Annotated in this window: 9 protein-coding genes; 2 read left to right on the top strand and 7 right to left on the bottom strand. The window is 41.2% G+C overall.

Annotation, left to right across the window (positions count from 1 at the left end):
• Positions 1-485 precede the first annotated feature (485 nt).
• The 5 genes from asnB to AC0VYH_RS08375 all read right to left on the bottom strand — a co-directional run bounded on the left by asnB (position 486) and on the right by AC0VYH_RS08375 (position 8,301).
• Positions 486-2,327, bottom strand: a complete 1,842-nt coding sequence (gene asnB / locus AC0VYH_RS08395) for an asparagine synthase (glutamine-hydrolyzing) (protein ID WP_430242135.1) — start codon at positions 2,325-2,327, stop codon at positions 486-488.
• Between the two features lie 104 nt (positions 2,328-2,431).
• Entirely contained in the window at positions 2,432-3,427 is a 996-nt protein-coding gene (locus AC0VYH_RS08390) for a class I SAM-dependent methyltransferase (protein ID WP_475367154.1), read from the bottom strand.
• A 16-nt stretch (positions 3,428-3,443) separates the two neighbouring features.
• Positions 3,444-4,775 (bottom strand): FAD-dependent oxidoreductase, encoded by a 1,332-nt coding sequence (locus AC0VYH_RS08385; protein WP_475367153.1) that lies wholly within the window; start codon positions 4,773-4,775, stop codon positions 3,444-3,446.
• A gap of 123 nt (positions 4,776-4,898) precedes the next feature.
• Complete coding sequence (locus tag AC0VYH_RS08380) at positions 4,899-7,760, bottom strand: EAL domain-containing protein (RefSeq protein ID WP_475367152.1); 2,862 nt, start codon at positions 7,758-7,760, stop codon at positions 4,899-4,901.
• Positions 7,761-7,950: 190 nt separating this feature from the next.
• Positions 7,951-8,301, bottom strand: coding sequence for a DUF1516 family protein (locus tag AC0VYH_RS08375; protein WP_430242141.1), 351 nt, complete (start codon positions 8,299-8,301; stop codon positions 7,951-7,953).
• A 172-nt stretch (positions 8,302-8,473) separates the two neighbouring features.
• Between AC0VYH_RS08375 and AC0VYH_RS08370 the strand changes: the two genes are divergently transcribed.
• Positions 8,474-9,670: an ornithine--oxo-acid transaminase gene (locus AC0VYH_RS08370; protein WP_226612546.1), complete on the top strand. Its 1,197-nt coding sequence runs from the start codon at positions 8,474-8,476 to the stop codon at positions 9,668-9,670.
• A gap of 177 nt (positions 9,671-9,847) precedes the next feature.
• On the top strand, positions 9,848-11,506 hold the full coding sequence (locus AC0VYH_RS08365) for an IS1182 family transposase (RefSeq protein WP_430247159.1): 1,659 nt from the start codon (positions 9,848-9,850) through the stop codon (positions 11,504-11,506).
• A gap of 31 nt (positions 11,507-11,537) precedes the next feature.
• On the opposite strand, the gene AC0VYH_RS08360 is transcribed toward AC0VYH_RS08365, so the two are convergent.
• Both AC0VYH_RS08360 and AC0VYH_RS08355 read right to left on the bottom strand, forming a co-directional pair.
• A complete protein-coding gene (locus tag AC0VYH_RS08360; RefSeq protein WP_475368844.1) occupies positions 11,538-12,962 on the bottom strand; it encodes an NAD-dependent succinate-semialdehyde dehydrogenase in 1,425 nt (474 codons plus the stop codon).
• 69 nt (positions 12,963-13,031) lie between these two features.
• Positions 13,032-13,904, bottom strand: a complete 873-nt coding sequence (locus AC0VYH_RS08355; protein ID WP_475373644.1) for a fumarylacetoacetate hydrolase family protein — start codon at positions 13,902-13,904, stop codon at positions 13,032-13,034.
• Positions 13,905-14,050 lie beyond the last annotated feature (146 nt).

The raw sequence follows: 14,050 nt of genomic DNA, 5'->3' as shown, positions 1-14,050 counted from the left end.
AAAAGAACACGGTTTTTGTGTTCATTTTATGGGGTGAAGCGATCGAGACCCTGCCCACTGCAGCTAGACACGAAAAGCGGAGACGAGCGTTTAGAAACGGAGATATTGGATCTCTTGAACTAGAACACGCCCTTTGTGTTCTGGTGAAAGAGTGAAATATCGCAGTTTCTGCGAGTCGCAGCTAGACACGAAAAGCGGAAGTGGGCGGTTAGACACGGCAGGCACTGGAGCCTTTTCATTTGAACACGGTCTTTGTGTTCGGATGAAAAGGTGAAGTGACCGAGTGTCTGCCCACTGCAGCTAGATCACGAAAAGCGGAAGCGCCCGCTTAGCCTCGACAAGCGCTGGAGGCCCATAAAAAGAACACGGTTTTTGTGTTCATTTTATGGGGTGAAGCGATCGAGACCCTGCCCACTAAAGTCGGAACGAGCAATAATACAATCTTTTAAAGAAAAGGATCGAAGCCATCAGCTTCGATCCTTTTTTTAGTCGACTAAATTCACGTTATGATGCTCCATCCAATAATTAATTTGAGCAAGGTGTGCAATCAATTGAGGTCCTGCCATAAGCTGACCGAACCAGGGTACTTTAAACGCCTTTCCCTCTGAATCTATGATATCTTGCACAACTTTTCTATCGATCAATTCAAGAAGCGGCGACTGCTTGTTATCGAGCGTATCTTGAAGCCATGAAGAAACTGCTTTCGTATAAGCAGGATTATAGGTTTTTGGATATGGACTCTTTTTTCGATAAAGAACATCATGTGAAAGCGTTCCTGTCATCGCTTTTCGCAAAAGTCCCTTCTCTCGACCATCAAGCATTTTCATATCCCACGGGACATTCCACACATATTCGATAATGCGGTGATCAGAAAATGGCACCCTTACTTCTAGACTAGCTCCCATGCTCATACGGTCTTTTCGTTCAAGAAGTGTTGTCATAAACCAATTTAAATTCAAGTAAAAGAGAGCTCTTCTTTTTGCTTCAATCTCACTCTCACCATCAAGTACTGGCGTTTCCTTAATTGACTCACGATATCTTTCCGTGACGTAATCTTCTAGCTTCAATTTATTCCGAACATCTTCTTTTAACATCGCCTGTCTTTCAAGTGTCGATCTCATCCACGGAAACTGCTCCTGATCTAAAAGCTCCGGCTTATGAAACCATGGATACCCACCAAATATTTCATCTGCACATTCACCAGAAAGAGCAACAGTCGCATGTTTCTTAATTTCCTTTGAAAACCACAATAATGAAGAGTCTACATCCGCCATACCAGGCAGGTCTCGACATTCAATCGCTTCCTTTAAATGATGCACAAGCTGAGGTGTATCAATCACACAGTTCGTATGATCAGTTGCAAGCTCTGCTGAAACTTTTTTGATCCACGGAGCATCTGAATTTGGCTGAAATTCACTACTCTTGAAGTATTTATCATTATCCACATAATCAACCGAAAAAGACCGTAATGTGCCCTTATTGTCATCAAGGAATGCCGTTTGAGCAACGGACGTAATGGCACTTGAATCAACTCCACCAGACAAAAACGTACAAACTGGTACATCGGCAACAAGCTGTCGTTTAATGGAATCTTTTAAAAGGTCCCCTACTTTACCTACAGTTGTATCAAGATCATCAGTATGTTCACTACTTTTGACATTCCAATAGCGCCATTTACGAAGACCACTCTGCTCAAACTTCATCGCAAATCCAGGTCGCAGTTCATTTATCCCTCGAAAAACCCCATGTCCTGGTGTTCTCGAAGGACCTAAACCAAAAATTTCTTGAAGCCCCGCTCGATCGACCTCCGTCTTCACATCGGGATGAGCAAGAATGGCTTTAAGTTCTGAGCCGAATTGAAGCGAGCTGCCACTTTGTCGATAGAATAACGGCTTAACACCAAGGCGGTCTCTTGCAAGGAATAATTTCTCTCCATCCCAAATGCCAAAGGCAAAAATACCATTCAAATGATCAACGCATTGCTCTCCCCATTCAACATAGCACGTTAAAAGAACTTCTGTATCCGAATGAGATTGAAATGTATAACCCTTTGCAAGGAGAACTTTACGCAAATCCTCCGTATTATATAGCTCACCGTTATAACAAATCGTATATTTCTTGTCGCTGTGTGTTCTAGTCATTGGCTGACTTCCACCAGCTGGGTCAACGACAATCAAACGAGTATGCCCAAATCCACAATGCGCGCTAACCCAGCTGTTTGAAGCATCTGGCCCCCGTCGTGATAGCGTATTCGCCATTCGCCTAAGAACGTTCTCTTCTCCTGTCAGATTCTGCTTCCAATCCACCCATCCTGTTATCCCACACAAAAAGATCTCCCTCCTCTCATTCCTCTCTGTTCACATTATGCATACGCCCAATTTTTGTGCAAAATGTCTTTCAGGGAACGAAAAAAGAGACCTTTTGATAGGTCTCACACTTTCTGAAAACGCAAAAAGTACCATGCGCCTTCTTTTACAACTGGTTTTATTTGTTTAAGCTTAAATCCTGTTTTTGTTGCTAAGTCGTCCATTTCATCACGACTTGGCAATGGATAAAGGTTATCATGAGCACTCATGAAGCTGTTAAACGCAGCCGAGAAAGCCTGCCCGTGTTTTGATTCATGCATAGGAGTGATGATAATCAGCTGACCACCTTCACCTGTTACCTCATTTGCCTTTTGGAACAGTTTCAATCGATCTTCTGGAGCAAAATAATAAAGTAAATTATTCATCATCGCCATATCAAAGGGGGCACCATCCCATTTCCATGTCATCATATCATCAGGATAAAGGTGTAGCGGTGATTTTAGCGGAAAATGGATATTAGCTTCTGCATCTAAACAGACGGATCGATTTTTTTCAATTCCAACAAGCTTCATGTCCTCTAGCTTTGCTCCAATACGCGATAAATACCCTGCGTAACCTGCCCCAAAATCAATAACGGATTGTGCATTCGTCGTCTTAATCGCTTGATAAATCTTCGGAAAAGCAAAACGTTCAATAAAGCTTGATGTTGCTGCAACCGTTCCACCATAGTCTTCGTCCTCATATCGTGCGGGTTGATCTTTGCTTAATAAATCAGGATAGGACAGCAAGATCGGAATATGTAACTCCATCATTTCTTTTAGTAAGATACCAACAGAGTGCTCACTGCTTTTTGAGATCGATTCAACCATATGTTTCTTAGAACGAACCTTTCCATCCTTCTCTTTTTTTAGGTGACCAATTGCCACCCCCACTTCAGCCCATCTTGTTAATAGCAGTTCATTCATGTCTCGTTTGGTTGCAACAGCAGAGACGGTTGTTCCTAATTCGAACTCATCAAATAAGTCATGTACATAGCCTACATGGGCATGCCAGGCGTATAAAAAAGGTTCATTGCTTTTCATCCACTTTCTAGCACGCCAGATTTTCTTTATTTCCTTCATCTCGTTTCCTCCCGTCTCATTTGCAATACCACGGATAATCATCCTCTTTCGTGAACATTACTTTCTCATTTGGATGCTTACTTAATTTCCCATTCCCTATTGCAGCTGGAATTACTCCTGCTTGCTTCAATCGATCCAACAGGTTAAACTTCCAAATGCCAAGTCCCGACGTATTTAACATCTGTTTATAGTGCAGAAGAGGTGAATGCTCTGTTTGATTGACCCCTTTAATTCGAAGTCTCTGCCACGGACGATAAGGAAAAGAGTAGAGCAGTGCAGCTTGATGACTAAGCGTAGACACATATTCCGCTCTCGGTTTTCTCACTTTCTCATACCACTTAAGCTGCTTCCATTCCGTCTGATTCGTTTTATACATCCAGCAAAGAAGTTCTCCCAATACATCAGAATCTTGAATCGCCAGGTTCATTCCTTCCCCTGCCATAGGATGTACGCTATGAGCGGCATCCCCTGTTAAGATCAAATTATTTTTGACGTAATTGGAGACATTGTGCCTAACAGGAATCATGAGTTGAATCTTTTTCCACGTATCAATTTGATGAACATAGCCCTCAAGCTCCGGCATTAGCTCACAATAAGCACGGTAAAAGGACTCTAATCCTTCTTCACGCATCGATTTGAACTCTCCCGGCTTAATCAACAGTACACTTCTTACTTCATTGTTCGGAAGTGGGAATAATCCGACAAATTTATTTTGAGTTGTGATGATAGTTGACTGATTTAGTGTCTCTGGTCGGGGAAACGATACCGTCAAGAAATGATGATTATATTTTGTATTCTTCATCTCCACTTCCATAGCTGTTCTTGTTGGAGAAGCTCTTCCTTCAGCACCAACATAAAAACCTGCGTGAATTTCACGTTCTCCTTCTTTAGTTTGAATGATCGCTTTCTTATTCTCAGGCTCATCTTCAGTAAAGCCCGTAAATTTAGCAGGCTGTATATAATCAACAGATTCATATTTTGAAGCCTCTTCGAAAAGAAGCTCTTTTAGCCTCTCATGTGGAATCATAAGCGATGTATTATAGAGAGATGGAATCACATCGTAGCGAAATTCATTTGAACTAAGGTGCTCCATCGTGCCATCGTCTTTTTGGTTATACTCATGGAATTCAATCGAAGGTAAGTGAAAACCATTTTCTTTTACTACATCTAAAACATTAATTCGGTCAAGGACTTGAAGACTTTTTGGCTGAAGAAGTTCACCTTTATAAATCAACCCGCTTCTTTTATCTTTTTCAATTAATAGCGTTTTCACATTACTTTGTCCTAATTTGACAGCAAGTGTGAGGCCCGATATGCCTCCTCCAATAATCATGACGTCGTAATCCATCTCTTTATCACCTCTTTGCTATGGTCCTATTCCCTTCCAACTATCGGTTGAAACAGCTGGAGCACATTGGAGGCAGGACGCTCTGCAAAATAAAAAAGATCGACCACATTGGGTCGATCTTCGTTAAGTTGCCAAAGGAAATTGCTTTGATAGAAGCAGTTTCTCGAAACGATCCTTATTCAATGGTTTACTATAGAAAAATCCTTGCGCAAAGTTACACCCGAAGCTTCTAATAATATCACCCTGTTCTTTCGTCTCAATTCCTTCCGCAACAATTGATAAATTCAAACCTTCGCACATCGTAATGACCGCTTTAACAATCGCTGCATCTGCGTTGTTTTCCTGAAGGTTTCGAATAAAGGACTGATCGATTTTCAAAATATCTAATGGGAAATCCTTCAGATAACTAAGCGAAGAATAACCAGTTCCAAAATCATCAATGGACACTTTAATACCCATTTCTCTTAATTCATTTAGCATCGAAATACTATAATCCGTATTGACGAGCGTTGTGCTCTCCGTTACTTCAAGGTGTAGAGATTGAGGATCGAGACCAGAAGCCACTAATGCTTCTCTAACGGAATCAACGAATTTCTCACTTTGAAACTGTCTTCCAGACACGTTCACACTAATCGACAAGTCATCATATCCAAGCTCTTGCCATTTGCTCGTTTGCATGCATGCTTCGTTCAATACCCAAATACCAATTTCTTCGATTAGTCCCGTTTCTTCTGCAAGCGGTATAAACTGCGCTGGAGACACTAGTCCTAATTTCGGATGATTCCACCTAATCAACGCTTCACAAGCATAAATTTTCTGTTCATCTAGATTAACTTGTGGCTGATAGAAAAGAGTCAGTTCTTCTTTCTCAAGGGCTCGACGCAAATAACTTTCAAGCTCTAATCTCTCAAAAGCCTGATCGGTCATTTCATCGGTATAGAATTCAATATAATTAGCACCTTGTTGCTTGGCGCGATCTAATGCGATATAAGCATTTTTCATAACAGTATCAATTTCTAATCCATCATGAGGGAAAAGACTGATACCGATGCCTACTGTCATAAAGTACTCAACCTCGTCAAAGACGATAGGCTGCTTCAAATGTTCAATGACGCGTCTCGCAAGCATAAGGGCATCTTTTTCGCACTTCAGTCCAGGTAAGAGAACAGTAAATTCATCACCACCAAATCTAGCAAGGACAGCATCATCCTTTATAGCTTCCTTGATTCGAGTTGTCACTTGTTTGAGGATCTGATCCCCTCTTTGGTGGCCCAAACTATCATTAATCAATTTAAACCGATCTAAATCAATGAACATGACAGCTAGCTTCTCATCGGGATTCTTAATTGATTCATTTAGTAAGTTCTCAAATAACAAACGATTAGGAAGCTCGGTTAACACATCATAATAAGCGAGATGAGCGATTTTCTCCTCCGCTTTCCGTTGATTCATGATGCTTTTGGCTATTCCATACGCCCCGGTAATTTCGCCATTAACAATGATTGGGATATTGGTAATTGTAAAGAGAACGCTCATTCCAGTCTTGTGTACAAGGTGAGCATCATATGTTTGAGCTACCCCCTGAAACGTTTGATAGAATTTCTTCCTAGTCATTTCTGCATCCTCTGATGAAACAAACTGAAGAGAATGCTTACTCATAACTTCTTCAGACGAGTAACCTAACAATGATTTTAATGCAGGGTTTACGCTCGTAATTTTACCGTATACATCCACAGAGTAAACAAGATTCGGATTTTGTTCAAACAGAGATTTAAAGCGCTGTTCTGATTGCTGTAAGTTTAAATTTAACGTCTCTAATTCCTCTGTTGAAGCTTTAATTAAATGTGATAATGCCATTAAACCATCCAAGTCCTTCATCTCCTGATTGTGTAATGGTTGATGCCCGTTGGCTTTCATTCGAGCATTTTTTTCATTGAAATGCGCAAAAACCATGCTGTTATTTCCAATTTGTACTTCTTGGCTATCTGAATAATATTCCGTTGCAAGGAAAACAGATGTGAGATCACATCTCTTTTCAAGATTCTCTAAATAAGTAATAATGCCGTTTGAAAATAGAGCACGAAGCGAAGCAGATGAATAAGTAAATAGACTTTGGCTCCAAGAATCACTAGCCATTTGGTCAATGCGCTCATAGGACGTTTGAATTTGTGCGGCGTCTCCATATGAGAACTGTAGCTTCGACCCCTTTGTTAGTACATGATTCGACGTAACCGATCCATCTCGATGTTTCTCCATAATGGTAATCGGCTTCACATTCCCATTATCCCGCTGAAGTAACGGGACGTGAGCTGCTGATTGCGGGAGTTTATTCGCAACATCATATCCTAAATACTTCTCATAAAACTGCACTGGCGTCAGGCCTTCAATTTCAAAAATACGCGTCCCGAGCGCTTTTGTCACCTCATACGTTCGTCCGGCTGGTTTCCAGAACGTTTCTTCGAAAATCTTAACTTCAAGCTCACTTCCGATAATTTTAGCTGCAGCGACGCCTGTCGTTAGCAGTTGATTACCTTTGATCACAAAGGAATCCTCATTAATAGTATGGGCTCTACCTCCGATCAATCGGTTCGGTTTCATATCTTCAAACAAAGTACGATCTTCCACATTACTATTAAAAAGAATGACAAGTTCATCATGTGTAGTCCTCTCATTCATAAGGGTGGAAGCATTCTCTTCCAAATCAAACAGCTTAATCTCGGCGTGTTGAAAAGTCGTAAAGGAAACGAGTATCCCTTCTTTCACGTAGTCCTTTTGATAATAAGCGCCACTTGCTGTGGCCCCTATAAGAACGGCGTGAGGAAGGGATGTCAATGTTTGTTGCGCGATTGCTTTAGCCCGCTTGCTGTCACCTGACAAAGAAAATAGTTGAATGAGTACGGCATGTGCCTGAAACAGTTCCGGTTGATTATTAATGCACTCCAGCAAATCTTGATCATGATAAACCATGACTGAAAATGTCCTCAAGCTATACACACCTCATCCTTTAATCCCTTTAATTCGAAACTTTTATATTTATGTATATGATATCAAAAAGTAGAAAGCGCGAATACACTTATCCCAGAAATATGCCAATCTACCCTACTTCTTATATCGGCATCGATAAACCAAACGTTTAATTCAAAAAAATCACCTTATCAAAGGTGATTTTTAGGACTTATAGCTGATAAAGATGCAGTATAGAATACCCATAAAAGATGACAAGAAGAAAAGCGAACATAAACTGAATCCAAAACGGCCAAATTTTTTTCTCCTTTTTTCCTCTTACTAGTATCATTTCCATCGAGAAAATAAGCCAAAGGGCGACGACCCCTTTCACAATAGAAGGTCCCCAAAACTCATAACCTATTACAAGAAACATTCCTGAAATGACAGTGAGAATATAAAATATTCGAAGAACCGTATGGATCATTTCTAGCGATTTCCCTTTCCCAGCTCTCATTAAAAAATAGCTAACAAGAAAAAGAATCAAAGTTAATCCCCAAGCAGAATAATGGGCGTGCAGCATAAACGATCTCTCCCTCTTTCTATGTAAAGATTCTTCTCTATCATATCATGAAAGGTTATAAGAGAAGTTAATGAAACATTCCTCCCAATTTCTTTCAAATGATAGGAAGTAAACGATTTCATTGTTATACTATAAAAGAAGCTTCAACTAAAAGATGGGAGTGAACCGTAACATGGTACAAACACAGGATATTATTCAAATGACGGAGCAATACGGCGCACACAATTATCATCCACTGCCTATAGTCATTGCAGAAGCAGAGGGTGTTTGGGTGAAAGATCCCGAAGGAAATCGTTACATGGATATGCTAAGTGCTTATTCAGCTGTCAACCAGGGGCACAGACACCCTAAGATTATTCAAGCTCTAAAGGACCAGGCAGATCGTGTCACATTAACTTCTCGTGCATTTCACAATGATCAACTCGGACCTTTTTATCGAAAAGTTTCTGAATTTACAAACAAAGATATGATTCTTCCAATGAACACAGGTGCAGAGGCAGTTGAAACAGCTGTTAAAGCGATGCGCCGCTGGGCTTATGAAGTGAAGGGTGTTGAGAAAGATAAAGCAGAAATCATTGCCTGTGAGGGTAACTTTCACGGTCGTACAATGACAGCTGTCTCCCTCTCATCTGAACAAGAATACCAAAGAGGATTTGGACCAATGCTTCCAGGCATTAAACTCATTCCTTATGGTGATCTTGATGCGTTAAAAAAAGCCATTACGCCAAATACAGCAGGCTTTTTATTTGAGCCAATTCAAGGTGAAGCTGGGATCAATATCCCTCCAGAAGGTTTTCTTAAAGAGGCTTATGAGTATTGTAAGGAGCAGCGCGTGCTTTTCGTAGCTGATGAAATCCAAGCAGGGCTTTGCCGCTCTGGTAAACGATTTGCTTGCGATTGGGATAATGTAGAGCCTGATATGTACATTCTTGGAAAAGCACTAGGTGGAGGTGTATTCCCGATCTCTTGTGTTGCCGCTAATGAAGAAGTTCTTGGCGTATTTACCCCAGGATCTCACGGTTCAACATTTGGAGGAAACCCTCTAGCATGTGCAGTCTCGGTGGCATCTTTAGAAGTTCTTGAGGATGAGAAGCTTGCAGATCGCTCTCTTGAACTAGGAAACTACTTTCAAAATAAATTAAAAGAAATCAAGAATCCAATGATTAAAGAAGTTCGTGGTCGCGGTCTTTTCATAGGTGTTGAGCTTCATGAAGCTGCTCGTCCGTATTGCGAGAAGCTGAAAGAAAAAGGATTACTATGTAAAGAGACTCACGAAACGGTCATTCGTTTTGCGCCTCCTCTTATTATCAGTGAAGATGATTTAAACTGGGCCATTGAACAAATTACAGATGTTTTATCTGTACAATAAGAAAATAAAGAAAGAGGCTGGGACAAAACCCGATAAATTAAAAAAAGAGTGGCCCGCGAACAACGTAGTTGTTCGCGGGCCACTCTTTTTATGTTTTTCATCTCATTTTAATAAGAAAATAAGGACACCATCTGATAAAATTAAAGTTACCACACAATAACCATCGGAGGTGCCCTTATGTTTAAAGAGTATAACATGAATCAAGTGATTTTACCTATGGATTTAGGAATGAAACTTCAAGAAAATGATATTGCCTATGCCGTTCACGACCTGGTCGAACAGATTCCAGATGAAGCTTTCTCACGTTTTTTACGCGATACAGGATGTCCCTCTTATCATCCACGTATGATGATGAAAGTGATTCTATGTGCGTACACGCAATCGGTTTTTTCAGGAAGAAAGATTGAAGCCCTTCTTTACGATAGCGTTCGCATGATGTGGTTGTCTCAAGGTTATGAACCGAGTTACCGTACGATCAATCGCTTCCGTGTCCATCCCGAAGCTATGGAGCTTCTTCGCGAGTGCTTCGTTCAGTTTCGATGTCATTTGGTTAAAGAAGAGGCGATTGATCAGGAAGCGATTTTTATTGATGGAACCAAAATTGAGGCGAACGCCAATAAATTTACGTTTGTTTGGCGCAAGTCTGTTGAAAGGTATAGTGCCAGTCTGATCGAAAAATCGAACCAAATGTATGATGAGTTGGTTGAAAACGAAATCATTCCTGAGATCAAGCGAGAAAATCCGGAACAACTCTCCATTGAAGAGCTTTTAAAAATCGAAGAAAAGCTGGAAGATAAGGTGGAGGAATTGAGTGAGAAGATTGACGCCAGTGAAGAGGTAAACGAGCGAAAAAAACTTCGGTCCGAGCGAAAAGGGCCGAAGCAATCCCTCAAGCAGTTGAAAGATATCGTAGGGCGCAAACAGAAATACGAGACCGACATGGCCATTTTCGAAGAACGCAACAGTTATTCGAAGACTGATCACGATGCCACTTTCATGCGCATGAAAGAAGATCACATGAAAAACGGGCAATTAAAAGCTGGTTACAATCTCCAAATTGCGACAGAAGGACAATATACGCTCGCTTACGATATCTTTCCAAACCCGACGGATACACGTACATTACGTCCCTTTCTCGACCATATCGAGAACGACTTTTTTACACTCCCTGACTATATCGTCGCCGATGCCGGTTATGGAAGCGAAGAAAATTATAAGGATATTTTGAAGAATCGTGAGCGCAAGCCACTGATAACATACAGTACCTATCGCACCGAGAAAAAGAAGCGTTTCAAGCAGAATGAATTCAACACAGCCAACTGGGCCTACAACGAGGAAAGGGATTCGTTCATATGTCCGAACGGACAACAGTTGATGTTCCGTCACCTCTCTCATCGCACCGATCGTGGAGGTTTCACACGGGAATTCAGGGTTTATGAATGTGATGACTGTTCAGATTGTCCTCTTCGTTCGCAGTGTACCAAAGCGCAGGAAGGGAACAATCGAAAGATCTATTATAATGCCCAATGGGAAGAGCAAAAGAAAATCATTCGAGAACTGCTTTCAGAAGAAAAAACGGGAAAAATCTACGGTCAACGGAAAATTGACGTAGAACCAGTTTTTGGATTTCTGAAGGCTAATTTGGGTTTTACTCGAATGTCCGTTAGGGGCAAAGAAAAAGTCAAAAATGAATTAGGCTTTGCGCTCATGGCGGTGAACTTGAGAAAGTACACCGCCAAGATTACCGACAAAGCTAAAAAGAATAGGAACAAACACGCCAAAAAAGGTCCCGTTCATCAAAAACCGATGAACGGGACCTTTTTTTCAGTAATTTAGGCTATTTATGTCCCAGCCTCTTTCTTATTTTCTATAATCCGATCGAAACGTATTTTGTTTCTAAATAAGCTTCAAGTCCTTCGTGACCACCTTCTCGACCAATACCACTTTGCTTCATACCGCCGAACGGCGCCTGAGCAGCTGAAGGGACACCATCATTCCAGCCTACAATCCCATAGTCCAGGCCATTTACAACGTGATTTCCCCTTCGAACGCTTTCACTAAATACGTAAGCAGCAAGCCCGAATGGCGTTTGGTTTGCAAACTTAATCGCTTCATCATCTGTTTTAACCTTTTGGATTGGAGCAACTGGTCCAAACGTTTCTTCATTCATTATTAACATGCCAGGTGTTACATCCTTTAAAACCGTTGGACGGTAGAAGTAGGATCCATTCTCTTCATATCCTTCTCCTCCAACAACGCATTCAGCTCCCTGACTAAGCGCATTTTGAACATGCTTTTCTACTTTATCATAGCCATCTTTGTCAATCATCGGTCCAATGTCAGTGCCTTTTTCTAATCCATTTCCAACCTTAAGTTCTTTCGTCTTAGCTGCGAATTTAGAAATGAACTCATCATAAATCTTTTCTTGAACATAGACACGATTACCGCATATGCACGTTTGACCGCCATTTCTAAACTTAGAAGCAACGACGCCGTCAACGGCTTTGTCGATGTCTGCATCATCCAGAACGATGATCGGTGCATGTCCACCAAGCTCAAGAGAAATGTTTTTCACTGTTTCGGCAGCCTGTTCCATTAGTTTCTTACCAACTTCTGTTGAACCTGTGAACGTTATTTTACGAACGTGTGGGTTACTCATTAGCTCGCCTGCTACTTCTGAAGATTTCCCAGTGACGAGGTTTACAACACCTTTAGGTATACCAGCCTCTTCACAAAGTTCCACTAAACGCACTGCTGTTAGTGGCGTTGCAGAAGGTGGCTTAACAACAAAGGTACACCCTGCAGCAAGAGCAGGAGCAAGCTTTCTTGCGATCATGGCAGCTGGGAAATTCCATGGCGTAATCGCACCAACAACTCCTACTGGCTGTTTGCGAACTTCCATCATACGCTCTTCTTTATGAGGAGGTATGGTACGACCATAAACGCGTTTTCCTTCTTCAGCAAACCATTCCACAAATGAGGCAGAATAAGCCACTTCTCCTTTTGATTCATGAAGAGGTTTTCCCATTTCAAGCGTCATAAGCTCAGCTAATTCATCTTCGTGTTCCATCATCAAACTATGGAGTTTCTTTAAGTATGACGACCGCTCATATGCGGTGAGGCTTGACCATGCGGGGAATGCCTGATGCGCAGCGTCAATTGCCTTCTTCGTTTCCGATTTCCCCCCAACCGGTACAGTACCGACGAGTTCACCAGTTGCCGGGTTGTTCACTTCAAGCTTTTCAAGATCCTGACCTGTCCATTCACCATTAATGTAATGAAACTTTTCCATACGCTTACCCTCCTAGTAGGTTCTCTGGATAACAATTCCTTTTTTAAGCAAGAATTAAACACGAGAACGTTATCTCTTTCTTATTTCATTACGTAAAGTACCAATTCCTTCAATTTGAATCTCGACCACATCACCATCACGAAGAAATTTGGGAGGCTTAAATCCTTTTCCTACACCTGCCGGAGTTCCTGTTGCAATAATGTCTCCTGCCTCCAACGTCATCCCCTTCGAAAGAACGTGAATAAGCTCTGGAATATTGAAGATAAAGTCAGACGTATTTCCGCTCTGTCTTAGTTCTCCGTTTACCGTTGTCTTAATAGGCAGTTGATGCGGATCTAGTACAGCAGATGTATGTAAAATAACTGGCCCCATTGGACACGACGCATCAAGGCTTTTCCCAACAAAAAATTGTCCATGCTTTTTTTGAATGTCGCGCTCTGTAATATCATTGATGATCGTATATCCAAAAACATAGTCCATGGCCTCATCGCTTTTGATTCCTTTTCCTTGCTTGCCAATGACAACTGCCAGTTCACCTTCATAATCAAGTGCTTCACATAGCTCATTTTCAAATGCTAAGACGCTATTTGGAGCGCTAACTGTCGTTGGGGCTTTTGTGAAAATCATAGGATGAGCTGGTATATCCTTTTCACTTCCCATTTCAATAGCATGATCGCGATAGTTTTTCCCTACACAGAACACATTTTTAGATGGCCTCGGAATGGGTGCTTCTAACTGAACATCTTCAACATCTACTTCATACTGAGACGGTACTTCCATCAGTTCAGCTAAATCGAATTTTCCTGATTGAATAAATGATCGTAAATCAGGGATGTGGTTTCCTTGCTCTTGATAATAAGCGCTTAAATTAACAATCCGATTATCTTCTTTCCATATACCGAATGAAGACACACCGTGGTTTCTAAAAGAAACAAACTTCATCTCAACACTCTCTCCTTTTCTTGTCCCCTATAAGGCAAGCCATTCAATTATTTTTAAGCTCGTTACATTTTAAGAGGAACATCCTCTACTTTAATACTGCTATTATGACATGAAATCCCATTCATTTTCATGAATATTGCGATAAT

Source organism: Anaerobacillus sp. QJM3NY_32, from assembly GCF_056173645.1.
Note: the sequence above shows the minus strand (reverse complement) of the source record. Positions and strands in the feature narration are given on the sequence as shown.